Source organism: Bacillus sp. AFS015802 (genome assembly GCF_002561455.1).
In the GTDB taxonomy this organism is placed as follows: domain Bacteria; phylum Bacillota; class Bacilli; order Bacillales; family Bacillaceae_B; genus Rossellomorea.
Map to the genome: position 1 here is coordinate 118,959 of NZ_NTUP01000008.1, position 23,836 is coordinate 142,794.

Below are 23,836 nucleotides of genomic sequence, written 5' to 3' on the forward strand. Positions count from 1 at the left end.
GGAACAAAGGTACGGAAGATCACCCTCGAGCCCTATCCATGAAATTCACTTTGAATAGTAATGGATAGCGTCTTGTTCACGTTACGAATCAAATCGAGTGAAGATCGGTTTCGGTCTTTATGAGGGTGGTACCGCGGGAAAAGCTTTCTCGTCCCTTTTACAGGGATGAGGAAGCTTTTTTTCTGTTTCCATCAGGATCCCCTGATTAAGAATTGCGGGATTTAGAAAAGATGGCAATGAAGAGAAACGTTTAGGAGGAAGATTTCATGGAGTATAAAGATACATTATTAATGCCAAAAACAGAATTTCCGATGAGAGGGAATTTACCGAAGCGCGAACCGGATACACAGAAAAAATGGGAAGAAATGAACATTTATCAAAAGGTGCAGGAAAGAACAAGTGATCGTCCTTTATTTGTTCTTCATGATGGACCTCCATATGCTAACGGGAACATCCATATGGGTCACGCACTGAATAAAATACTTAAAGATTTTATCGTCCGCTACAAATCCATGAGCGGTTTTCATGCACCTTATGTTCCTGGTTGGGACACTCATGGTTTACCGATCGAGCAGGCATTGACGAACAAAGGCGTGAAGCGTAAAGAAATGACGATCGCGGAGTTCCGTAAATTATGCGAGGAGTACGCATATGAGCAAGTTGACAACCAGCGTACTCAGTTTAAGCAATTAGGGGTGCGTGGCGATTGGGAAAACCCGTATATCACGTTAAAGCCTGAATATGAAGCACAGCAAATCAAAGTATTCGGCGATATGGCGAACAAGGGATATATCTATAAAGGGAAGAAGCCGGTTTATTGGTCTCCATCAAGTGAATCCGCCCTTGCGGAAGCTGAGATCGAATATCAGGATAAGCGCTCTCCTTCCATCTATGTTGGTTTTGCCGTTACAGATGGGAAGGGTGTCCTTGAAGAAGGCACTCAATTAGTCATCTGGACGACGACACCATGGACGATTCCTGCCAATCTTGGAATTGCCGTACACGCAGATTTGAGCTATGTCGTTGTAAACGTGAAGGAAAACAGCTATGTGGTAGCAGAAGATTTACTGGAAGATGTAGCGGAGAATCTTGAGTGGGAAGACTATTCTGTATCCAACAAGGTGAAAGGTGCGGAGCTTGAGCGTATCGTTGCTAAACATCCACTGTACGATCGTGACTCACTTGTTGTCCTTGGGGAGCATGTTACGACTGATTCAGGTACCGGGTGTGTCCATACTGCACCAGGGCACGGTGAGGATGACTTCCTGGTTGGAAAGAAATATGGTTTGGATGTTTTATGTCCCGTCGACGACAAAGGGGTCATGACATCAGAGGCTCCCGGATTTGAAGGTTTATTCTACGATAAGGCCAATAAACCGATTACGGAGAAACTTCAGGAAGCAGGAGCACTACTGAAATTAAACTTTATCACTCACTCCTATCCACATGATTGGCGTACGAAGAAACCGGTCATTTTCAGGGCGACGGCTCAGTGGTTCGCTTCCATTGATAAATTCCGTGAAGAATTACTTCAAGCAGTAAAGGATACAAAATGGATTCCTGCTTGGGGAGAAACCCGTCTTTACAATATGGTCAGAGACCGCGGGGATTGGTGTATTTCCCGTCAGCGCGCATGGGGAGTGCCGATTCCGGTATTTTATGCTGAAAATGGTCAGGAAATCATCACAGATGAAACGATTGAGCATGTATCCAAGCTCTTCCGTGAACACGGATCGAATATCTGGTTCGAAAAAGAAGCCAAGGAACTGCTGCCTGAAGGATTCACTCATGAAGGAAGTCCAAATGGGAAATTCACGAAAGAACAGGATATCATGGATGTCTGGTTCGATTCAGGGTCTTCCCATCAGGCAGTACTTGAAGAGAGAGATGACCTTAAGCGTCAGGCAGATCTATATTTAGAGGGATCTGACCAATATCGCGGCTGGTTCAACTCCTCATTGACGACAGGTGTGGCCGTAACGGGGAAAGCTCCATACAAAGGGGTATTAAGTCATGGATTCGCCCTTGACGGTGACGGAAGAAAAATGAGTAAATCATTAGGGAATGTCGTTGTTCCTGAAAAAGTAATGAAGCAGCTTGGGGCAGACATCCTGCGCCTTTGGGTAGCGTCAGTCGATTATCAGTCAGACGTTCGTGTCTCAGATCCGATCTTGAAGCAGGTAGCAGAAGTGTACCGCAAAATCCGTAACACGTACCGCTTCTTATTAGGGAATCTGTCTGACTTTGATCCCAAAACCAATAGTGTATCTTTCGACGAATTAAGAGAAGTGGATCAATTTATGCTTGTGAAGCTGAATGACCTTGTGAAAAATGTGAAAAATTCATACGATAAGTATGAATTTGCAAGCATTTATCATGCAGTCAACAACTTCTGTACACTGGATTTAAGTTCATTCTACCTGGATTTTGCGAAGGATGTTCTATATATCGAGTCAGAAGATCATGCTGAGCGACGCGCGATTCAGACTGTATTATACGAGTGCCTGGTGGCCCTGACGAAACTGATGTCGCCGATCCTTTCTCATACAGCCGATGAGGTTTGGGCATATATTCCGGGTGCAGAGGGAGAAAGTGTTCAACTGACCGATATGCCTGAAGTACAACAACTTGCAAACGCAGATGAGTTAAAGAAGAAATGGAACACATTCTTAGAATTAAGAGATGATGTATTAAAGGCTCTTGAGGAAGCGCGTAACCAGAAGGTGATCGGTAAATCATTGACGGCCAAAGTGACCCTTTACGTGAATGATGAAACGAAGGCGTTGCTCGATTCCATCAAAGAAGACTTGAAACAGTTGTTCATCGTGTCTGCTTTTGAAGTCGGTGGAGCGGTAAACGAGGCACCTGAGCATGCGTTAAGCCTGGGTGAAAACAACATCGTCGTTGAAAAAGCCGAGGGTGAAACATGTGACCGCTGTTGGGTCGTCACGACAACCGTAGGTGAGGATAAGGATCATCCAACCCTTTGCACACGTTGTGCAACAGTCGTGAAGGAAAGTTATTCTCACTTGGCATAAAATGAATGAAATAAGGGTGACCCAAAACTGGTCACCCTCATTTCATGTCTTCTGCACCCCTAATTCTAATTCCATAATTGCTATATCTTGCAACACAATATTCGAGGTCATTTCCCCCATACTATAAATGGAGGGATCAAGATGATATATGACCGATACACATCCATTGTAGAAGAGCTGATGACGTCATTGGAGGAGCTTGAAGCAAGTCAATCTCAACATCCTATCATTCAGCAGTATATAGACGAAGAAATTACCGAGGTGAAACAGGCACTCGGCCGTGTGCGTGATAATCAATACGGGTTTTGTGAACGGAGCGGCGAAGAAATTCCTTTTGATTATATGCTGATGAATCCAACCTGTACCACGATCGAAGATGCTTTGGAATGGAGAAGATTTGGGAAAATCTCTTCTTACTCCTAGATTTCTTTGGTGTTTCCGTCGTTCTTCCCCAGTTTAAGTGTCTTTATTTTCCCTTTTATGCTAAAATGCAAAGGTAATCAATTAACGATGTTCGGAGGTTGCCTTTGTGTATTATTATTTAGTGGCTTTGGTTGTGATTGGACTGGATCAATTAACAAAATGGCTGGTTGTGAGAAAAATGACCGAGGGAGAAAGTATATCGATCATTGATTCTGTCTTTTATCTTACTTCCCATCGGAATCAAGGTGCAGCATGGGGAATACTCCAAGGACAAATGTGGTTTTTTTACATTATTACATTAGTAGTGATTGTAGGTATCGTGTATTATATGCAAGTCCATGCTAAAGGGCATTCATTGTTCAGTTTGAGTCTGGCTTTCATGCTGGGTGGCGCAATTGGAAACTTCATTGACCGTGTCTTCAGAAAAGAAGTGGTCGATTTCTTAAATACATACATCTTTTCCTATGATTTCCCGATTTTTAATATTGCTGATGCAGCATTAACCATTGGAGTGGTACTGCTACTGATTTATATGTATTTAGACGAACGAAAAGCAAAGAAGGAGAACAAAAATGGAAGTAATTCAGCACAACATACTTGAGGAAGACCAGGGAGAACGAATTGATAAGGTCGTAAGTCAATTGAATAAGGAATGGTCCCGTTCCCAAGTTCAACAATGGATTAAAGATGGTCATATCAAAGTAAACGAGGAAGCGGTCAAACCCAACTTCAAATGTCCCCTGAATGCAGTCATCACTGTATCCATCCCGGAACCGGAAGAATTGGATGTGGAGCCGGAAGATCTTAATCTTGAGATCGCTTATGAGGACGGGGATGTCATCGTTGTGAATAAGCCGAAAGGGATGGTCGTCCACCCTGCACCTGGACATTATTCAGGTACGATGGTGAATGGCTTGATGCATCATTGTAAGGATCTATCAGGCATTAATGGTGTCCTGAGACCGGGGATCGTCCACCGTATAGATAAGGACACTTCCGGCTTACTGATGGTGGCCAAAAATGACATGGCTCACGAACATCTTGTGAATCAGCTGGTGGAGAAGTCTGTAACAAGAAAATATACAGCCATCGTACATGGCCATATTCCCCACGAATACGGTACGATCGATGCACCTATAGGGCGGGATCCTAAAGACCGCCAAAGTATGGCTGTCGTGGATAATGGCAAACAAGCGGTCACCCATTTCAGAGTGTTGGACCGATATAAAGATTTCACTTTGGTTGAATGTGAATTAGAGACAGGCAGAACGCATCAAATCCGCGTGCATATGAAATACATCGGCTTCCCGCTTGCGGGAGATCCGAAATATGGCCCCCGTAAGACGTTGAGCATTGAAGGACAGGCACTTCACGCTGGAGTACTGGGATTCGTCCATCCAAGGACGGAAGAATACATGGAGTTCCATGCGGATTTACCTGAGGAATTCACGAAACTGATCAAGTATCTTGAAAATAACCGTTGACAAATTTCGAGCTGACCTTTATAGTTTAGTTAATCGAATAAGTAACCTTTAATACGGTCCCGTGAGGCTGAGAAGGAGCAGTGTACGACCAAATTTCTTTGGCGTGCAATCAGATCATAACGATAAGTGTGCCCTCTCATCTCTACGGTGAGAGGGATTTTTTTATGAAATTAAACGAAAACGAGGTGGCGAAAATGACAAAGAAAGCAACGGTACTGGATCAACCCGCCATTCGAAGGGCGCTCACACGGATCGCTCATGAAATCATCGAACGAAACAAAGGAATTGAAGATTGCGTTCTTGTTGGAATCAAAACAAGGGGAATATATATCGCCAATCGATTAGCCGAGCGGATTCATGCGATTGAAGGTGAAGAAATTCCCGTTGGAGAAATAGACATCACCCTTTATCGTGATGATCTGACGAAGAAGACAGAGGATCACGAACCTGAAGTGAAAGGTTCCGACCTGCCGGTTGATATTACTAACAAGAAAGTCATCCTGGTCGATGATGTATTATTCACCGGGAGAACGGTCCGGGCGGGTCTGGATGCCTTGATGGACCTCGGTAGACCAAGTCAGATACAACTGGCTGTACTGGTCGACCGCGGGCATAGGGAATTGCCGATACGGGCGGATTTCGTCGGGAAGAATATTCCGACATCCAGCTCTGAAAAAATCATGGTCGCTTTAACAGAGGTCGATCAGGAAGATATAGTCGCCATACACGAAAAAGAATAACGGAAGTCCTTTTAAGAGCGGTCCAGTGAGGCTGACAAAGGATGGGAATGAAGGCAGCAGCAGGCCTTCTTGTACCCTCTTTGTGCCCTCTTTCAGGACAAAGAGGGTTTTTTAATGGGTAAATTTGGGTATTAGAGGAGGAAACATACATGAATCAAAATCAACAAGTCGTATTAGACGTAGAAGAGGTACCTAATATAGGAAAATGGATCACGCTGAGCATACAACATCTATTCGCCATGTTCGGGGCAACGGTACTGGTTCCATTCCTGGTCGGTTTGAGCCCGGGGGTTGCCTTGATCTCGAGCGGACTCGGAACACTTGCCTATCTCCTGATTACAAAGGGAAGGATACCGGCTTACCTGGGATCGTCATTCGCATTCATCGCTCCCATCTTAGCTGCCAAAAGTTTTGGTGGCCCGGAAGCCGCCATGATGGGAAGCTTCCTCGCAGGGGTCGTATATGGAATCGTTGCCCTGCTCATCTCAAAGCTTGGATTAAAATGGCTTATACGGATCCTGCCTCCGGTTGTGGTCGGTCCAGTGATCATGGTAATCGGACTTGGCCTCGCGGGAACGGCCGTAAATATGGCCATGTATGAAAATCCTGGAGCTGAACAACTGGTTTACAGTAACACACACTTCATGGTCGCCCTTGCCACATTGGCCATCACGGTCATCTGTTCGATTTACTTCAAGGGATTTCTCGGGATGGTTCCGATCCTTGCCGGAATCATCGGCGGATATGTCATTGCGGTGTTTGCAGGGCTGGTGGATTTTCAACAGGTAATCGATGCACCGCTCTTCCAAATGCCGGACTTCTTTGTCCCCTTTGTAGACTACACGCCGAGCTTCTCTTGGGAAATCGTCTCCATCATGGTCCCGGTTGCCCTTGTGACCTTGGCCGAGCATACGGGGGATCAGATGGTGTTAAGTAAAGTGGTTGGACGGAATTTCATTGAGAAGCCGGGTCTTCACCGCTCCATCCTTGGGGACGGGGTAGCGACTGTGATCGCCTCCTTCCTTGGTGGGCCACCCAATACAACATATGGTGAAAATATCGGAGTACTGGCGATTACACGGGTCTTCAGCGTGTTCGTCATCGGCGGGGCAGCGGTCCTTGCCATCATGTTCGGATTTGTAGGCAAGATCACGGCCGTGATCGGATCGATTCCATCGGCGGTCATGGGGGGCGTATCCATCCTCCTGTTCGGGATCATCGCATCAAGCGGTCTCCGCATGCTGATTGATAATAAAGTAGACCTGGGCAACAAGCGAAACTTGGTCATCTCGAGTGTAATCCTCGTGATTGGAGTGGGAGGCGCCTTTGTAAAGGTCAACGAGCAGGTATCCTTATCCGGAATGGCTCTGGCAGCGATTGTCGGTGTGTTCCTGAACCTTGTCTTACCAGGCAGGGAAGAAAGTGAAGGAGAAAACAATTTATTCGAAGAAGAAAATGCTAAACATGATGTTGCATAGATCCACCTTTTAATATGGTCCAGAGAGTCTAAGAAGGGTGCATTTGAACGAGACATGCGGGATTTACCGCATTGTCACTGTTGGTATGTTCAAAAACACCCTGTCAGGAGAATGACAGGGTGTTTTTTTTGAAAGAAGAGTAGAAAGGGTTGTCTCATGATGAAGAGCTTGTTGACAATGAATGACTTATCAAACGGGGACATCATTCAAATACTGGATGAGGCGGAGCGTTTTAAAAAGGGGGAAGCCTGGTTGGATGGCTCCAATAAATATGTGGCCAATCTTTTCTTCGAGGCAAGTACCCGGACAAAATGCAGCTTTGAAATGGCCGAAAGGAAGCTTGGACTTGAAGTCATTCCATTTGAAGCACAGACATCAAGCGTCCAAAAGGGGGAAACCCTGTATGATACGGTGAAAACGTTAGAAAGCATAGGGGTGGAAACGGTCGTCATCCGTCATTCCCTGGAGCGCTACTTTGAAGAATTGGCACCTCTCAACATTCGTGTGATAAATGGAGGCGATGGATGTGGGAATCACCCTACCCAATGCCTTTTAGACCTGTTGACCATTCGGCAGGAGTTTGGCCGGTTTGAAGGACTAAGGGTATCGATCATCGGAGATGTTGCCCATAGCCGGGTAGCGAGATCCAATGCGGAAGCCTTGACAAAACTCGGAGCAGAAGTCATCTTCTCGGGACCGAGAGAATGGTTCCCGTCTAGTGATCGGCATCAGTACAGGCCGATTGATGAATGTATGACCGATTCCGATGTGATCATGCTTCTTCGCATCCAGCATGAACGACATGAAAGTACATCGAACATGACGAAAGAAGAATATCATGAACGTTTCGGGTTGACGGAGGAGAGGCGGGCAAGGATGAAACCATCGGGAATCATCCTTCATCCGGCACCTGTCAACCGAGGAGTTGAAATAGCAGATTCATTGGTGGAGTGTGAGCAATCAAGAATTTTCAAACAAATGGAAAATGGTGTATTCGTCAGAATGGCCGTTTTAAAAAGATCACTTGAAAGCAACTAATTAGGGGGAATTTGAAATGAATTGGTTAATCCGAAATGCACGTATTTTAGCAAAGAATGGTGATCTTGAGATAGTGGATGTGAAGGTAGAGAATCAGAAAATCATCGAGATGGGAACAGACCTCAAGAGCACCGATCATCGTGAATATCAAGCAGATGGGTTATTGATTTCCCCAGGATTTGTTGATCTTCATGTCCATTTAAGGGAACCAGGGGGCGAACACAAAGAAACGATCGAAACGGGTACAAAAGCTGCTGCAAAAGGGGGATTCACGACCATCGCTGCCATGCCCAATACACGACCCGTGCCCGACTCAGTAGAAAATCTGCAGTCCCTTAACCAAAAGATCTCCGAAACTGCCAGTGTCCGCGTATTACCCTATGCTGCGATCACGGAGAGGCAAATTGGGAAGACGCTTAATGACTTGCCATCATTAAAAGAGAAAGGTGCATTTGCCTTCACGGATGATGGGGTAGGGGTACAATCGGCAGGCATGATGTTTGAAGCCATGAAGAAGGCAGCCGGCATCAATGCATCCATTGTGGCCCACTGTGAAGAGAATACGTTGATATACGGAGGAGCGGTTCATGATGGGACATTCTCCAAAGAGCATAATCTGCCAGGCATCCCTTCCATCTGTGAAGCTGTACATATATCCAGGGACGTGCTGCTGGCTGAAGCAGCAGGAGTCCATTATCACGTCTGTCATATCTCGACGAAAGAATCTGTCAGGGTGGTCAGGGATGCGAAGAAAGCCGGAATCAACGTGACGGCTGAAGTAACACCTCATCATCTTCTGCTATCCGAAGACGATATCCCGGGGCTTGACCCCAACTTCAAAATGAATCCGCCTCTTAGGAGTAAGGAGGATCAACAAGCTCTGATCGAGGGGCTGCTGGACGGAACGATCGATTTTATCGCCACCGACCACGCACCGCATACAGAAGCAGAAAAGTCAGAAGGGATGCAGCTCGCTCCTTTCGGGATCGTGGGACTTGAAACCGCCTTTCCGTTGCTTTACACACATTTTGTTGAAAAAGGAATCTTTACATTAAAGCAATTAATTGACTGGTTGACGATTAAACCGAGTTCAGCCTTTAATCTTCCGTTTGGACTACTTGAAGTAGGAGGAGAAGCAGATTTTACGCTCATCGATTTAAATGAGCAAAAGGTGATTGATCCGGATGAATTCTTATCAAAAGGAAAGAACACTCCATTTAAAGGGTGGGAGTGCAAAGGCTTTCCGAAAGCTACTTTTTATCAGGGATCTCTTGTATGGAATGAAGGAGGAAACGAACAATGAAAAGACAACTCATTTTAGACGATGGAACAGTTTTCGTGGGAGAAGGATTCGGAGCGAATGAAGAAAGTATTGGTGAAGTCGTATTCAATACGAGCATGACAGGCTACCAGGAAATCTTATCAGATCCATCATACTGCGGGCAGCTGGTCACCCTGACCTATCCACTTGTAGGGAATTATGGAATCAACCGGGACGATTTTGAGTCGATTACCCCGGCCATCAAAGCGTTCATTGTAAGAGAAGTGGCAAACTTTCCTTCTAACTGGAGGAATGAATCAACATTAGATGAATTATTAAAAATAAAAGGAATTCCGGGAATTGCAGATATCGATACCAGAAAGTTAACAAGGATAATCAGGAAGCATGGCGCGATGAAAGGCATCATTTGCTCAGCGGAGCTGGATCCACAAGCAATGCTTGAGAAGCTGCATGATACAGATTTACGAACAGATCAAGTCATGCAGGTTTCCACGAAAACAGCCTATGCAAGCCCGGGAAGAGGCTACCGTGTAGTGCTCATGGATTTTGGGATGAAACATGGGATACTTAGGGAACTGAACAAGCGTGATTGTGACGTGATCGTGGTTCCTTACGATACGACAGCTGAAGAGATTCGCCGATTACAGCCCGATGGCATCATGCTTTCGAATGGACCGGGGGATCCGAAAGATGTACCTGAAGCGATCCGGACGATTAAGGAGCTCTTGGGTGAAATCCCACTCTTCGGCATCTGTTTAGGGCATCAATTATTTGCCCTTGCTTGTGGAGGGGATTCATTCAAAATGAAATTTGGTCATAGGGGAGGAAACCATCCTGTTAAGGATTTGAAAACGGGAAAAGTGGCACTTACCTCACAGAACCATGGCTATGCAGTCGATGAAAAGTCTTTGGCTGGATCAAGATTACAGGTGACCCATTTGGCAGTGAACGATGGAACAGTAGAAGGATTGAAGCATTTGGACTTCCCTGCCTTTACTGTACAATATCACCCCGAAGCGTCTCCGGGGCCGGAGGATTCAAACTACTTATTCGATGATTTCTTACAACTTATGAAAGAAGAGAAAAGAAAGGAGCTTCAACATGCCTAAACGTACAGACATCAAAAGCATCTTAGTTATCGGAAGCGGACCCATCATCATCGGACAGGCGGCAGAATTCGACTATGCCGGAACTCAAGCCTGTATCGCCCTAAAAGAGGAGGGCTACCGGGTCATCCTCGTAAACTCGAATCCTGCAACGATCATGACAGATGCTGAAATGGCCGATAAAGTGTACATCGAACCGCTGACACTCGAATTTGTCAGCAGGATCATCCGTAAAGAACGTCCCGATGCCCTGCTGCCTACATTAGGCGGTCAAACGGGATTGAACATGGCGGTTGAACTTGCGAATTCAGGAGTGCTGGAAGAATGCGGAGTGGAAATCCTCGGGACGAAACTTTCTGCGATCGAGAAAGCGGAAGACCGTGACTTGTTCAGGAACTTGATGAATGAAATGGGAGAACCGGTTCCGGAAAGTGAAATCATTCATTCCTTAGATGAGGCCTATCAATTCGTCAATGAAATTGGCTATCCAGTCATCGTCCGTCCAGCTTACACATTAGGTGGAACTGGAGGAGGCATCTGTCACAACGAAGAAGAACTGATTGAGATTGTAACCTCAGGGTTGAAATACAGCCCTGTAACTCAGTGTCTCTTGGAAAAAAGTATTGCAGGCTTCAAAGAAATAGAATATGAGGTTATGAGAGATGCAGCCGATAATGCCATCGTCGTGTGTAATATGGAGAACATCGACCCGGTTGGAATTCATACGGGAGATTCAATCGTTGTAGCACCCAGTCAAACCTTAAGTGACCGTGAGTATCAAATGCTGCGGAATACAAGTCTGAATATCATCCGTGAGTTGGGAATCGAAGGAGGCTGTAATGTCCAGCTGGCACTAGACCCTGACAGTTTCCAGTATTATATCATCGAAGTGAATCCAAGGGTGAGCCGTTCATCTGCACTTGCATCCAAAGCAACAGGCTACCCGATTGCAAAGCTTGCAGCGAAGATCGCCGTCGGCCTGACACTGGATGAAATGATGAATCCGGTGACGGGTAAAACATATGCATCATTCGAACCTGCACTTGATTATGTGGTGACAAAAATCCCAAGATGGCCATTCGATAAATTCGAAGCTGCCAAACGTAACCTGGGAACCCAAATGAAAGCGACCGGAGAAGTGATGGCGATTGGGCGTACCTTCGAAGAATCACTTCTGAAAGCGATCCGCTCACTTGAGAGCAATACGTATCACATGGAACTAAGTGATGCACACCAATTTACGGACGAGTGGATCGAGAAAAGGATCAGGAAAGCCGGCGATGAACGACTCTTCTATATCGGGGAGGCGCTGAGACGGGGAGTGACGATTGAAACCATACATGAATGGAGCAAAATCGATCTTTTCTTCTTATATAAAATGAATAGAATCGTAGAGTTTGAAAAGGAATTAGCCATGAATCCTTTCGCCCCGGATCTTGGACAAAAGGCCAAGCGCATGGGCTTTTCGGATATCACCCTGGCGAAATTGTGGAATAGTACAGAAGCAGACGTGTATAACTGGAGAAAAGAACATGAGTTAACACCTGTCTATAAAATGGTCGACACATGTGCGGCTGAGTTCGAATCGGAAACTCCTTACTTCTATGGTACGTATGAGGATGAGAATGAATCCAGGGTCACATCAAGGGAGAGTGTCATCGTCCTTGGGTCAGGACCGATCAGGATCGGTCAGGGCGTGGAGTTTGATTACGCGACCGTTCACTCTGTCTGGGCCATTAAAGAGGCGGGTTACGAAGCGATCATCGTGAATAACAATCCGGAAACGGTCTCTACTGACTTCAGTATCTCGGATAAATTATACTTCGAACCACTTACGGTAGAAGACGTGATGCACATCATTGATCTTGAAAAACCTAAGGGAGTCGTCGTTCAGTTTGGCGGCCAAACCGCGATCAATCTGGCAGAGGAGCTGGTGAGAAGAGGAGTCAAGATTCTCGGTACATCCCTTGAGGATTTGGATCGTGCAGAGAACAGGGATAAATTCGAACAAACCCTGAACGACCTCGGCATCCCACAACCAGAAGGAAAAACAGCTGTCTCGGTAGAGGGGGCCATTGAGATTGCTCAACACATCGGCTACCCGGTTCTGGTCCGACCTTCGTACGTTCTCGGCGGAAGGGCAATGGAAATCGTTTACCGGGAAGAAGAGCTCCTTCAATACATGAAGAATGCAGTAAAGGTCAACCCGCAGCATCCGGTATTAATCGACCGCTATCTGATCGGGAAAGAGATTGAAGTGGATGCCGTCTCAGATGGAACGGACGTCGTCATCCCTGGAATTATGGAGCATATCGAGCGGGCCGGGGTTCACTCGGGGGATTCCATAGCGGTGTACCCTCCACAGCAGCTCACACAGGAACAGAAACAAACCATTGCCGATTACACGACAAGACTTGCAAAAGGTTTAAACATCATAGGATTACTGAACATCCAGTATGTCATCTCAAAAGGTGAAGTCTTCGTTCTGGAAGTGAATCCGCGTTCCAGCCGGACAGTACCATTCATAAGTAAAATCACGAATGTACCTATGGCGAATATTGCAACCAAGTCCATTCTCGGAATCTCCCTGAAAGATCAAGGTTATGAGTCGGGACTGGTTCCTGAAAAACAAGGTGTGTATGTGAAAGTTCCAGTCTTCTCATTTGCGAAACTAAGACGGGTGGATATCACTCTCGGACCGGAGATGAAATCAACGGGGGAAGTAATGGGGAAAGATTTGACCTTGGAAAAAGCACTATACAAGGGAATGGTCGCAGCAGGAATGCAAATGAAGGAATATGGATCCGTGCTCATGACCGTGGCAGATAAAGACAAGGATGAAGCAGTACTCTTAGCTCAACGCTTTATCGATATCGGCTATCAAATCCTTGCAACAAAGGGCACCGCAGAGCATCTGACAAAAGCAGGTATCGCCGTTCGTGAAGTGGATAAGATCGGATCCAGCGGCCCTACACTATTGGATATCATCCAAAGTGGAGAAACACAGCTTGTCATCAATACACTGACAAAAGGTAAGCAGCCTGCAAGGGATGGATTCAGAATTCGAAGAGAATCAGTAGAAAACGGCATTCCTTGTCTTACGTCCCTGGATACAGCTGAAGCCATCCTGAGAGTGATTGAATCCATGACATTCTCAGCTGATGCACTTGACTCACAACCGAAAGCGAAAGAGGCGGTTTATCAATGATCGTAAACGAGAAGATGATTGTGCTTTCTCATGAAAGGATAGCTGAAAACATCTTTGAGCTCGTTCTTCAAGGTGATTTAGTGAGTGAAATAAAGGCTCCCGGCCAATTCGTTCATGTGAAGGTGGGGACAGGAATCGACCCTTTACTCAGAAGGCCGATATCCATCGCCTCTCACGACCATGAAAAAAACACCATGACCCTGATCTACCGTGCTGAAGGAAAAGGGACGAGGTTACTTTCCCAAATGGAGAATAGCGAAAAGGTCGATGTATTAGGGCCCCTGGGTAATGGATTCTCCGTGGAGGATGGAAGGAAGACCGCACTGTTAGTAGGTGGAGGAATTGGAGTTCCTCCTCTCTACGGCCTTTCCAAAAAGCTCGTAGCTAACGGTTGGAAAGTGACGCATATCCTCGGTTTTCAAAATGAAGCCGTGAGCTTTTATGGAAACAAGTTCAGGGAACTGGGAGACACGTATATTGCCACTGTAGATGGATCTCTTGGGACAAAAGGATTTGTAACAGATGTGATCCGGGAGGAAAAACCTGTCTTTGATGTGTTCTATTCCTGTGGCCCGACACCGATGCTGAAAGCACTGGAATCCCAATTGGGGGATAAACGGGGGTTCATTTCATTAGAAGAACGAATGGGCTGTGGGATTGGCGCTTGTTTTGCCTGTGTCTGTCACAAACAGGATGATCCCCACGGGTCGGACTATGTAAAGGTTTGCAGTGACGGACCGGTATTTCCAACTGGGGTGGTGCTTTTATGAAATCATTACAAATCGAATTACCCGGATTATCTTTAAAAAACCCGGTTATGCCGGCTTCAGGATGTTTTGGCTTTGGTCGCGAATATAGTCAGTTCTATGATTTAAGCGAGCTGGGAGCGATCATGATTAAAGCGACGACGGAAGAGGCACGCTTTGGGAATCCGACTCCCCGGGTTGCTGAAACAAATGGTGGAATGCTGAACGCGATCGGTTTGCAGAACCCGGGACTCTCCGGTGTGATGGAAAAGGAACTTCCTTGGCTTGCGGGATACGATGTTCCGATCATAGCGAATGTGGCAGGTTCTCAAGTAGAGGATTATGTGGAAGTGGCAAGAGTCATCTCTTCGGCTGAAAATGTTGCTGCCCTTGAACTGAATATTTCCTGCCCAAATGTAAAGACGGGTGGGATCGCATTCGGGACCATTCCTGAAGTGGCTAAAGAGCTGACGGAGAGGGTCAAAGAAGTCACTCAAGTCCCTTTGTATGTGAAATTATCACCGAACGTCTCCAATATCGTCGAAATGGCAAAGGCTGTTGAAGCAGGAGGAGCGGATGGGCTGACGATGATCAATACTCTCCTGGGGATGAGATTGGATATGAAAACAGGAAAGCCGGTCCTTGCGAATAAGACCGGTGGCTTATCGGGTCCTGCCATTAAACCGGTTGCCATCCGGATGATTTATGAAGTGAGTCAACAAGTGGATCTTCCGATTATCGGGATGGGTGGGATCCAATCGGCTGAAGATGTGATTGAATTCTTCCATGCGGGAGCAAGTGCCGTGGCAGTCGGGACAGCGAACTTCGTGGATCCATTCGTGTGTCAACGAATCATCAACGACTTACCACCATTACTTGAGGAACTCGGAGTCGACCATATATCTCAATTAACCGGAAGGAGCTGGGGGAAGCATGAATCCGAAACCGTTTATAGCTCTTGATTTTAAAGACTGGGAGATGACATCGGCCTTTTTGGATCAATTTACAGGGAGTCTGAATGTAAAAGTCGGTATGGAGCTGTATCTTCAAAATGGACCTGTCATCCTTGAGAAGATCCTGAATAAAAATCACCGTATCTTTCTCGATTTAAAGCTTCATGATATACCCAATACAGTGTACGGAGCCATGAAGGGACTGGCAGGATTCGATTTGGAACTGATCAATGTTCATGCGGCAGGTGGCAGCGTCATGATGGAAAAAGCGCTGGAAGGTCTCCATGCGGGTACTCCTGCCAACCAAAGTCGTGCAAAATTGATTGCCGTCACACAGCTGACGTCTACAACGGAAGAACAGATGCAGCAAGAACAACTGATATCTGCAACCATCAATGAGTCTGTCTTACATTATGCTTCTCTTGCGAAAGGGGCCGGGCTTGATGGAGTGGTATGTTCTCCACACGAATCGCGCCTGATTCAAGAACATTGCGGTAATGACTTTATTCGTGTCACTCCCGGTATCAGATTAGCGGAAGACCGATTGGGAGATCAAAAACGGGTCACTACACCCCAAATGGCAAAAGAATTAGGTTCTTCCTACATAGTGGTCGGAAGGAGCATCACAAGTGCCGAAAATCCGGTGCTGGCATATGAACGGATCGTTCAAGAATGGGAGGGCAATCAATGAAACATGAAATCGCAAAAAAATTATTAAACATAGAAGCAGTATTTTTAAACCCGGCGGAGCCCTTTACCTGGTCATCGGGTATCAAGTCCCCGATCTATTGTGACAATCGGCTGACACTGGCTTATCCCTCTGTCCGAAATGACATCTCAAATGGACTGTCCGAGTTGATCCAGAAGCATTTTCCAGATGCAGAAGTCATCGCGGGAACAGCGACGGCGGGAATTCCACATGCTGCCTGGGTGAGCGGCAAGTTGAACCTTCCGATGTGTTATGTCAGGTCAAAAGCCAAAGCCCACGGAAAAGGGAAGCAGATTGAAGGGATTGCGACTTCTGGACAAAAGGTCGTCGTCGTGGAAGACCTCATCTCCACGGGAGGCAGCTGTATAACAGCTGTTAACGCTTTAAGGGATGCGGGATGTGACGTATTAGGAGTGGTCGCGATCTTCACATATGAACTGGATAAAGGGAAAAGGATGCTTGAGGAGCACGATATTAAAGCCTATGCCTTATCCGACTATTCGAGTTTATTGGATGTAGCGGTGCAGCATGAGATCATTCAGAAAGATGAGCTGGAACAATTGAAGCTTTGGAGTGAAGATCCGGAGAATTGGGGATTGTAATGGGAAAGCAACTCGTTTAAGAGTTGCTTTTTTTGTCGGGAAGGGATCTGGTATGCTTCTCCTGTAAGGGGTAAAACAAAAACACTCCCACCCAGTCCAAATTCAGACTGAGTGAAAGTGCATCCCGGCCATTATCAATCCTTCAACGATCGAACAAGGTCCAGGTCAGGTGTCACATATACGGTTTGCTGCCCTTCATAAATGACAAATCCGGGCTTGGCACCTTTTGGTTTCTTCACTTGCTTCACTTCTGTGAAATCAACCGGCACCGAGCCTGATTCCCGTGCTTTACTGAAATAAGCTGCGATATTGGCCGCTTCCTTGATGGTTTGCTCTGAAGGATCCTGACTCTTGATGACGACGTGGGAGCCCGGGATATCCTTCGTATGAAGCCAAATCTCTTCTCGTCCTGCGACCCTGTTTGTTAAGTAGTCGTTTTGTTTATTGTTTTTACCGACAAGGATCGGTGTCCCGTCAGTTGAGGTGTAGTGTTCAAGTACGGGCTTAACATTTGCCTTTTTCTTTTTCGTTTGCTTTCGGACCCTCAGGTAGCCTTCTTCTTCAAGTTCTTCCCTGATTTCTTCCACATCTTTCGTAGAAGCGGATTCTAATTGCTGCAATAATTGTTCGAGATACCGAATCTCATCCTCGGCCTTCTCAATCTGTTCATGAACGATCTGGATGGCATTCTTCGCTTTTTGATAACGTGAGAAATAATTCTGTGCATTATCCGAAGGTGATTTTTGAGGATTAAGTGGAATCGTAATACTTTCCCCGTTTTCATCATAATAATTGACTACGCTGATCTCCGTCATGCCTCGTTCCACGGCATATAAATTTGAGGTAAGAAGTTCCCCAAGCAGTTGATAACGATCTGCCTGCTGTGCATCCTCCAGGGTCTGCTCTAATTTCCCGATTTTATTGACGTTTTTATCCCGCTCATTTCGAATGAACCGTTCCAGATCATTGCCTTGCTGCTTGACGCGATCCCGTGCAGCCTTTTGATAAAAGAAACGATCCAGCAGTTCACTCAAGGAATGGAACGTTTGTTTCTCACCCTCAAGATGAAGAAGGTCCATCCAGTAGAATGTTTCCTTCCCGGCGCTTATGAGGGTCGGGGTTGTATCGTAGTTTTTCGCGTAATCAATCAAGTTCACGAATGACTCGGCAATGGCAGACTGGTTTCCGATCCCGGCCCGGTGAACGATTTCTTTCGCGTAAAGCGGAGAAATCCCGGCGAAAGATTGGACGATCTGCTTATCGAGCTTCCCTGAATTGAAATCAAGTGCCCTAAGCACGTCTACTGTGGTTGCTTCCAGCGGGTCGCTCTTATCCTGTTGAGGCGGGAGAACATACGTATGACCCGGCAACACAGTCCGGTGCGTATTCATGCTGGGGGAAATATGCTTAATGCTGTCGAGGATCATATTTCGCTCTTTATCCACAAGGATGATATTGCTGTGGCGTCCCATTACCTCGATGATTAGTTGTTTGTAGGAAATGTCCCCAATTTCGTTTCTGCCTTTCACTTCGAAAACGATCATCCGGTCCAATCCGACCTGCTTGATCCCCTCGATGATGGATCCTTCCAGATGTTTTCGCAGCAACATACAGAACATAGGGGGAACAGATGGATTTTCATAGCTCTCATTAGTTAATTGAACACGTGAATAACTGGGATGAGCCGATAAGAGCACTTTGTGATTTTTTCCATTTGCCCGGATGATCATGATAATTTCATTTTTATATGGTTGATGTATTTTGTTAATACGACCGTGTAATAAATTCTCATTTAATTCTTTCGTCATGTTTCTTGTAAATAATCCATCAAATGACATATCTAACATCCTCTGCTTTAAACGATTTCATTGTATTTTACATCTATCCATCTTGTATGGGTACTAAAGTGTATCAAATGTAACCGATTTTACCCTTCCCTCAGGTAAAATGCAAAACCTACATAAATCATATCATTTTTTAGGACGAGTCTGAATAAGAATGCTATGAGAAGGACAACTTTTCGTATCGTAGGAGGAGAGTGACATGGTTGCATGAAATTTCATGAGATGAGACAAGAGGACATAGAGCAGTCATTAAATACCAATTATCAAGAGGGACTTTCAACAGAAGATGTAGCAAACAGGCGGAAACAATTCGGGTACAATCAATTGGAAGAAGCTGAGAAGCAGTCAGCTTTATTATTGTTTTTCAGTCAATTCAAGGACTTTATGGTTCTCGTGTTATTGGCAGCCACGCTCATTTCGGGATTGCTTGGGGAGTATATCGATGCGATAGCGATCATTGCAATTGTGTTCATTAACGGTTTTTTAGGGTTTTTCCAGGAGCGGAAAGCCGAGAGATCCCTCCAGGCATTAAAGGAACTTTCGGCACCTCAGGTTTCTGTATTAAGAGACGGTAAATGGGTAAAGATTGCATCTAAAGAAGTGATCATCGGGGATATCATCCGCTTTGGGAGCGGAGACAGAATCGGGGCGGATGTAAGGCTGATCGAAGCGAATAATCTGGAAATCGAAGAATCCGCCCTTACAGGTGAGTCTGTACCCGTCACAAAATCCATAAAGCCCGTGAATGGGGAAAATATGAGTCTTGGAGACTTGGAAAACATGGCATTCATGGGGACGATGGTCACAAGGGGGAATGGAATCGGTGTCGTGACATCGATCGGAATGAAAACCGCCATGGGGCAGATCGCCGATATGATCCAAAAAGCGGAAACCATGACCACCCCTCTACAGAGAAGACTTGAAGAGCTGGGGAAAATCCTTATTACGGTTGCCCTCGTGTTGACTGCGCTGGTTGTCGGGATCGGCGTGATCCAGGGCCATGATATGTATACCATGTTCTTAGCCGGGGTTTCATTGGCAGTAGCGGCCATACCCGAAGGATTACCGGCCATTGTGACGGTCGCTCTTTCCTTGGGGGTTCAGAGGATGATCAAGAAGAAAGCGATCGTACGGAAGCTCCCGGCAGTGGAAACATTAGGATGTGCGTCTGTTATTTGCTCTGACAAAACAGGGACCCTGACCCAAAATAAGATGACCGTGACTCACCTTTGGAGTGGCGGGAGAAACTGGACCGTCACGGGTACAGGATATGAACCTGATGGCCAATTTTACAGCGGGGACCAACGGGTGACGCCCCATAGTGATCATTCCTTACAACAACTATTGACCTTTGGGATGCTCTGCAATCATGCTGAACTCGTAACCCGTGAAGAAACCTTTTTTGTCGATGGCGATCCCACTGAAGGGGCCCTCCTTGTTGCGGGACTGAAAGCAGGGCTTTCGAGGGAATCACTATTGAAGAAGTTTACGATTGTCAAAGAGTTCCCCTTCGATTCTACGCGAAAGATGATGAGTATCATCGTAGTCGATCAAAATGGCAAGCACTTTTCTGTAACGAAAGGCGCCCCTGACGTGTTGGTCGGAAAGAGCGAATCGATTCTGTGGGAAGGAAGGCTACAAGCGAAGTCACCCGAGACCACCCAAAAAGTAGAAGAGGCGATCAGCGAGATGTCCTCGAACGCTTTGCGAAATATAGCGATTGCGTATAAACCGATCAAGGAACGGGCGGTCGAAGCGTTGGTGGAACAGGATATTGAAGAGGGGGTAACCTTCATCGGCCTCCAGGGTATGATCGATCCTCCGAGACCTGAGGTGAAGCAAGCGGTGAAAGAATGCCGTCAAGCGGGCATCAAGACGGTCATGATCACCGGAGATCATGTCTTGACGGCGAAAGCCATTGCCAAACAGCTGGGGATCCTGAAGAAGAATGACCGTGTCCTCGATGGTAAAGCATTGAATCAAATGGAAGTACATGATCTTGAAGACATCGTGGATGAAGTGTCGGTGTTTGCGCGTGTGTCTCCCGAGCATAAATTAAAAATCGTGAAAGCCCTGCAAAACAGGGGGCATGTCGTGGCCATGACCGGAGATGGTGTCAATGACGCCCCGGCCATCAAATCTTCTGATATCGGAGTGGCTATGGGGATAACCGGTACGGACGTTGCAAAGGAATCTTCTTCGTTAGTCCTGCTGGATGATAACTTCGCTACGATTAAATCAGCGATCCAGGAAGGCAGGAATATCTATGAAAATATCCGGAAGTTCATACGATATCTGTTGGCTTCGAACGTTGGCGAAATTCTCGTTATGCTTTTTGCGATGATCTTGGCGCTTCCGCTTCCATTGGTGCCGATCCAGATATTATGGGTGAACCTGGTGACGGATGGTCTTCCTGCCATGGCACTCGGTCTTGATAAGCCGGAAGATGATGTCATGAAAAGGAAGCCGAGACATCCCAAAGAAGGTGTATTTGCAAGGGGGCTCGGTTGGAAAGTCGTGTCCAGGGGGTTTTTGATCGGAGGGGCGACATTACTTGCGTTCATGCTATCGTATAAGACGCATCCTGATCATCTGGCATATGCCCAAACCGTCGCGTTCGCTACCCTGGTCATGGCACAGCTGATCCATGTGTTCGACTGCCGAAGTGAAGTATCGGTATTTTCAAGAAATCCGTTCGGGAACATGTATCTCGTCTTTGCCGTATTATCTTCACTCATATTAATGCTCTTAGTCATCTATATCCCTTCCCTGCAACCGATCTTCCATACAGTACCGATCGTATTGAAAGATTGGCTCTTGATCATTGGTTTAAGCTCCGTTCCAACGTTTTTACTGGCAGGGTCATTTTTTGCAAGAAAAAAACAGTGAAATGTGGTATAATCCAAAAGGTAATAGAGAAAATCCTCTATTACCTTTTTTATATCATGCGATTTATTGTTAGTAAGGGAGTGGATCCCTTCACTATATTGCAGCATGACATGAAGGTGAAGCCAGTTGTTCTACATACGAATACCGTCAAAGGATTGGATGTGATCGTAATGGTTGTCAGCATGACAGGCTTTGGAAGAAGCAAAGCAGACTCTGACCAACATTCTGTAACGGTTGAAATGAAATCCGTGAATCACAGATTCAGTGAATGTTACATAAGGATGCCGCGTCAATTAATGAAGCTCGAGGATAAAATCAAGAAACAAGTATCCCATAGCGTTAAAAGAGGGAAAGTGGATATTTTCATCACTATCACCGGTGCAGGCCTGGTACATAAAAATCTACTTATTGACTGGAAGCTCATTCAAGATTATTATCAGTTAGTAAATAAAGTGAAAGAAACCTTCTCCTTACAGGATGAAGTACAATTATCCCATCTCTTAAACAGAGAAGAATTTGTGATCATCGAAGAAATGGAAGAAGAAAATGAAGAGCTAGAGCACTTGGTATTAAAAGCTGTGGAAGAAGCGGCTTCAAGTCTCAGAAGGATGAGGGAGAAAGAAGGAGAGCTACTCAAAAAGGATTTCCTGCTTCATCTTAGGAATTTTGAGAAGAATATTGCCGAACTCAATAGTCATGCACCTGAAGTGGTCAATCTATATAGGGAACGGTTAAGAAAAAGGATCGTCGAATACAATGAACCTTCTTTTGACGAAAGTCGTTTACTTACGGAAGTGGCCATCTTTGCCGATAAATCCGATATTACGGAAGAATTGACAAGATTGAAGAGTCATATACAGTACTTTCATTCCACCTTGACCGATGAAGGGCCGGTTGGCAGGAAGTTGGATTTCATGATCCAGGAAATGAACAGGGAAGTGAACACGATTGGTTCAAAAGCAAATGATTCCTTCATTTCGAAGATTGTGGTAGAACTGAAATCAACACTTGAGAAGCTGAGGGAACAGGTGCAAAATGTAGAATAAGAAGTTTAGTTTCCTATCTTTCCGGCGAAACTAAACTATTGATTAGGAGGAGCGTTATGTCGATCAAGCTCATCAATATAGGATTTGGAAATATCGTGTCAGCTAACCGGATCATTTCGATCGTAAGTCCGGAATCAGCACCGATCAAACGTTTGATTCAAGATGCAAGAGACCGGGGAACACTCGTTGATGCTACATACGGAAGAAGAACAAGAGCGGTCATTATTACGGATAGCGATCACGTTATTCTTTCAGCTGTTCAACCCGAAACCGTTGCTCACCGATTGACAGATAAAGAGGATTTAGTAGAAGAAGGGCAGGGTAAATAAATGAAAGAAAAAGGATTGCTGATCGTTCTTTCCGGACCATCAGGTGTAGGGAAGGGAACCGTTCGTAAAGCGATTTTTTCCGAGGAAGATACTAAGTTTGAATATTCCATCTCCATGACCACGCGGAAACCCCGTGAAGGAGAAGTGGATGGTGTAGATTATTTCTTTAAATCCAGAGAAGATTTCGAAGTGCTGATTGAGCAGGGGAAACTGCTGGAGTATGCAGAGTTCGTTGGGAACTATTATGGGACTCCCGTTGATTATGTACGAGAAACACTTGATGCAGGAAAAGATGTATTCCTTGAAATCGAAGTGCAGGGTGCACAGCAGGTGAGGGATAAGTTCCCTGAAGGGTTGTTTATCTTCCTGGCACCACCGAGTCTTTCCGAACTTCAGAATCGCCTTGTAACCAGAGGCACCGAAACGGATGATTTGATCCAGGGGAGAATGAATACAGCAAGGAAAGAGATTGAAATGATGAATCTTTATGATTACATTGTTGAAAATGATCAAATCGAACATGCGGTAGGAAAGATCAAATCCATCGTTCAAGCAGAACACTGTAAACGGGAACGAGTGCAACAACGATACTTAAATATGCTGGAGGCTGAGTAAATGTTAAACCCATCCATTGATTCATTAATGAAAAAGATCGATTCTAAATATTCGTTAGTCAGCATCGCTGCGAAGCGTGCAAGAAACCTGCAAGATACGGGTGATTATCGTTTGAACCGCTATGATTCTCATAAGTTCGTAGGTAAAGCTCTGGAAGAGATCCATGCCGGTCAATTATCTATGAAAGAAAGAGATGCCAAAGCGGTATATTCTGACGAATAAACGGCAGGAAGCTTCATGAATGACTCCAGGGGTTGACTCGAAAGATTTCATCATCTTTCGAGACAACCCTATTTTCTTTTTCTA

At 45.7% G+C, this 23,836-nt stretch carries 20 protein-coding genes and 1 other annotated feature (1 of these 21 running past the window's edge); of the genes, 19 read left to right on the plus strand and 1 reads right to left on the minus strand.

What is annotated here, in order from left to right; genetic code table 11:
• Nucleotides 1-159: a binding site (T-box leader), on the plus strand (it extends 78 nt beyond the left edge of the window).
• Between the two features lie 107 nt (nucleotides 160-266).
• The 14 genes from ileS (at nucleotide 267) to pyrE (ending at nucleotide 16,807) form a co-directional block, all read left to right on the plus strand.
• Complete coding sequence (gene ileS / locus CN378_RS05695) at nucleotides 267-3,038, plus strand: isoleucine--tRNA ligase (RefSeq protein WP_098350956.1); 2,772 nt, start codon at nucleotides 267-269, stop codon at nucleotides 3,036-3,038.
• 141 nt (nucleotides 3,039-3,179) lie between these two features.
• Nucleotides 3,180-3,461: a hypothetical protein gene (locus CN378_RS05700; protein ID WP_098350957.1), complete on the plus strand. Its 282-nt coding sequence runs from the start codon at nucleotides 3,180-3,182 to the stop codon at nucleotides 3,459-3,461.
• A gap of 106 nt (nucleotides 3,462-3,567) precedes the next feature.
• Nucleotides 3,568-4,062 (plus strand): signal peptidase II, encoded by a 495-nt coding sequence (gene lspA, locus CN378_RS05705; RefSeq protein ID WP_098350958.1) that lies wholly within the window; start codon nucleotides 3,568-3,570, stop codon nucleotides 4,060-4,062.
• Nucleotides 4,034-4,945, plus strand: a complete 912-nt coding sequence (locus CN378_RS05710) for an RluA family pseudouridine synthase (RefSeq protein ID WP_098350959.1) — start codon at nucleotides 4,034-4,036, stop codon at nucleotides 4,943-4,945. Before lspA ends, CN378_RS05710 begins: the two co-directional genes overlap by 29 nt.
• A gap of 194 nt (nucleotides 4,946-5,139) precedes the next feature.
• Nucleotides 5,140-5,685 (plus strand): bifunctional pyr operon transcriptional regulator/uracil phosphoribosyltransferase PyrR, encoded by a 546-nt coding sequence (gene pyrR / locus CN378_RS05715; protein ID WP_098350986.1) that lies wholly within the window; start codon nucleotides 5,140-5,142, stop codon nucleotides 5,683-5,685.
• A 149-nt stretch (nucleotides 5,686-5,834) separates the two neighbouring features.
• Nucleotides 5,835-7,163, plus strand: coding sequence for a solute carrier family 23 protein (locus tag CN378_RS05720; protein ID WP_098350960.1), 1,329 nt, complete (start codon nucleotides 5,835-5,837; stop codon nucleotides 7,161-7,163).
• Nucleotides 7,164-7,322: 159 nt separating this feature from the next.
• Complete coding sequence (locus CN378_RS05725) at nucleotides 7,323-8,201, plus strand: aspartate carbamoyltransferase catalytic subunit (protein ID WP_098350987.1); 879 nt, start codon at nucleotides 7,323-7,325, stop codon at nucleotides 8,199-8,201.
• 16 nt (nucleotides 8,202-8,217) lie between these two features.
• Nucleotides 8,218-9,504: a dihydroorotase gene (locus CN378_RS05730; protein WP_098350961.1), complete on the plus strand. Its 1,287-nt coding sequence runs from the start codon at nucleotides 8,218-8,220 to the stop codon at nucleotides 9,502-9,504.
• On the plus strand, nucleotides 9,501-10,592 hold the full coding sequence (locus CN378_RS05735; protein WP_098350962.1) for a carbamoyl phosphate synthase small subunit: 1,092 nt from the start codon (nucleotides 9,501-9,503) through the stop codon (nucleotides 10,590-10,592). The genes CN378_RS05730 and CN378_RS05735 overlap by 4 nt, the downstream gene beginning before the upstream one ends.
• Nucleotides 10,585-13,797, plus strand: a complete 3,213-nt coding sequence (gene carB, locus CN378_RS05740; protein ID WP_098350963.1) for a carbamoyl-phosphate synthase large subunit — start codon at nucleotides 10,585-10,587, stop codon at nucleotides 13,795-13,797. Before CN378_RS05735 ends, carB begins: the two co-directional genes overlap by 8 nt.
• Nucleotides 13,794-14,567: a dihydroorotate dehydrogenase electron transfer subunit gene (locus CN378_RS05745; RefSeq protein WP_098350964.1), complete on the plus strand. Its 774-nt coding sequence runs from the start codon at nucleotides 13,794-13,796 to the stop codon at nucleotides 14,565-14,567. The genes carB and CN378_RS05745 overlap by 4 nt, the downstream gene beginning before the upstream one ends.
• On the plus strand, nucleotides 14,564-15,505 hold the full coding sequence (locus tag CN378_RS05750) for a dihydroorotate dehydrogenase (protein WP_098350965.1): 942 nt from the start codon (nucleotides 14,564-14,566) through the stop codon (nucleotides 15,503-15,505). The genes CN378_RS05745 and CN378_RS05750 overlap by 4 nt, the downstream gene beginning before the upstream one ends.
• Nucleotides 15,477-16,187 carry an orotidine-5'-phosphate decarboxylase gene (gene pyrF / locus CN378_RS05755; RefSeq protein ID WP_098350966.1) on the plus strand — a complete coding sequence of 237 codons (711 nt, stop codon included), beginning with the start codon at nucleotides 15,477-15,479 and terminating at the stop codon, nucleotides 16,185-16,187. The genes CN378_RS05750 and pyrF overlap by 29 nt, the downstream gene beginning before the upstream one ends.
• A complete protein-coding gene (pyrE, locus tag CN378_RS05760) occupies nucleotides 16,184-16,807 on the plus strand; it encodes an orotate phosphoribosyltransferase (protein WP_098350967.1) in 624 nt (207 codons plus the stop codon). Before pyrF ends, pyrE begins: the two co-directional genes overlap by 4 nt.
• 134 nt (nucleotides 16,808-16,941) lie before the next feature.
• On the opposite strand, the gene CN378_RS05765 is transcribed toward pyrE, so the two are convergent.
• A complete protein-coding gene (locus CN378_RS05765; protein WP_098350968.1) occupies nucleotides 16,942-18,645 on the minus strand; it encodes an Rqc2 family fibronectin-binding protein in 1,704 nt (567 codons plus the stop codon).
• Nucleotides 18,646-18,858: 213 nt separating this feature from the next.
• On the opposite strand from CN378_RS05765, the gene CN378_RS05770 reads away from it, so the two are divergent.
• The 5 genes from CN378_RS05770 (at nucleotide 18,859) to rpoZ (ending at nucleotide 23,752) form a co-directional block, all read left to right on the plus strand.
• A complete protein-coding gene (locus tag CN378_RS05770; RefSeq protein WP_098350969.1) occupies nucleotides 18,859-21,540 on the plus strand; it encodes a cation-translocating P-type ATPase in 2,682 nt (893 codons plus the stop codon).
• A 170-nt stretch (nucleotides 21,541-21,710) separates the two neighbouring features.
• Nucleotides 21,711-22,586 (plus strand): YicC/YloC family endoribonuclease, encoded by an 876-nt coding sequence (locus CN378_RS05775; RefSeq protein ID WP_098350988.1) that lies wholly within the window; start codon nucleotides 21,711-21,713, stop codon nucleotides 22,584-22,586.
• Nucleotides 22,587-22,642: 56 nt separating this feature from the next.
• Nucleotides 22,643-22,915: an extracellular matrix/biofilm regulator RemA gene (gene remA / locus CN378_RS05780; RefSeq protein ID WP_034755776.1), complete on the plus strand. Its 273-nt coding sequence runs from the start codon at nucleotides 22,643-22,645 to the stop codon at nucleotides 22,913-22,915.
• Entirely contained in the window at nucleotides 22,916-23,530 is a 615-nt protein-coding gene (gene gmk, locus CN378_RS05785) for a guanylate kinase (protein ID WP_098350970.1), read from the plus strand. It begins immediately after the preceding gene.
• The gene (rpoZ, locus tag CN378_RS05790; protein WP_034755771.1) at nucleotides 23,531-23,752 is read left to right on the plus strand and encodes a DNA-directed RNA polymerase subunit omega; all 222 of its coding nucleotides are present in this window, start codon (nucleotides 23,531-23,533) and stop codon (nucleotides 23,750-23,752) included. It begins immediately after the preceding gene.
• Nucleotides 23,753-23,836: the final 84 nt, after the last annotated feature.

Coding starts and splice junctions, on each gene's coding strand:
- ileS (WP_098350956.1), top strand. CDS start 267: ATGGAGTATAAAGATACATTATTAATGCCAAAAACAGAATTTCCGATG.
- CN378_RS05700 (WP_098350957.1), top strand. CDS start 3,180: ATGATATATGACCGATACACATCCATTGTAGAAGAGCTGATGACGTCA.
- CN378_RS05710 (WP_098350959.1), top strand. CDS start 4,034: ATGGAAGTAATTCAGCACAACATACTTGAGGAAGACCAGGGAGAACGA.
- pyrR (WP_098350986.1), top strand. CDS start 5,140: ATGACAAAGAAAGCAACGGTACTGGATCAACCCGCCATTCGAAGGGCG.
- CN378_RS05720 (WP_098350960.1), top strand. CDS start 5,835: ATGAATCAAAATCAACAAGTCGTATTAGACGTAGAAGAGGTACCTAAT.
- CN378_RS05725 (WP_098350987.1), top strand. CDS start 7,323: ATGAAGAGCTTGTTGACAATGAATGACTTATCAAACGGGGACATCATT.
- CN378_RS05730 (WP_098350961.1), top strand. CDS start 8,218: ATGAATTGGTTAATCCGAAATGCACGTATTTTAGCAAAGAATGGTGAT.
- CN378_RS05735 (WP_098350962.1), top strand. CDS start 9,501: ATGAAAAGACAACTCATTTTAGACGATGGAACAGTTTTCGTGGGAGAA.
- carB (WP_098350963.1), top strand. CDS start 10,585: ATGCCTAAACGTACAGACATCAAAAGCATCTTAGTTATCGGAAGCGGA.
- CN378_RS05745 (WP_098350964.1), top strand. CDS start 13,794: ATGATCGTAAACGAGAAGATGATTGTGCTTTCTCATGAAAGGATAGCT.
- CN378_RS05750 (WP_098350965.1), top strand. CDS start 14,564: ATGAAATCATTACAAATCGAATTACCCGGATTATCTTTAAAAAACCCG.
- pyrF (WP_098350966.1), top strand. CDS start 15,477: ATGAATCCGAAACCGTTTATAGCTCTTGATTTTAAAGACTGGGAGATG.
- pyrE (WP_098350967.1), top strand. CDS start 16,184: ATGAAACATGAAATCGCAAAAAAATTATTAAACATAGAAGCAGTATTT.
- CN378_RS05765 (WP_098350968.1), bottom strand. CDS start 18,645: ATGTCATTTGATGGATTATTTACAAGAAACATGACGAAAGAATTAAAT.
- CN378_RS05770 (WP_098350969.1), top strand. CDS start 18,859: ATGAAATTTCATGAGATGAGACAAGAGGACATAGAGCAGTCATTAAAT.
- CN378_RS05775 (WP_098350988.1), top strand. CDS start 21,711: ATGGTTGTCAGCATGACAGGCTTTGGAAGAAGCAAAGCAGACTCTGAC.
- remA (WP_034755776.1), top strand. CDS start 22,643: ATGTCGATCAAGCTCATCAATATAGGATTTGGAAATATCGTGTCAGCT.
- gmk (WP_098350970.1), top strand. CDS start 22,916: ATGAAAGAAAAAGGATTGCTGATCGTTCTTTCCGGACCATCAGGTGTA.
- rpoZ (WP_034755771.1), top strand. CDS start 23,531: ATGTTAAACCCATCCATTGATTCATTAATGAAAAAGATCGATTCTAAA.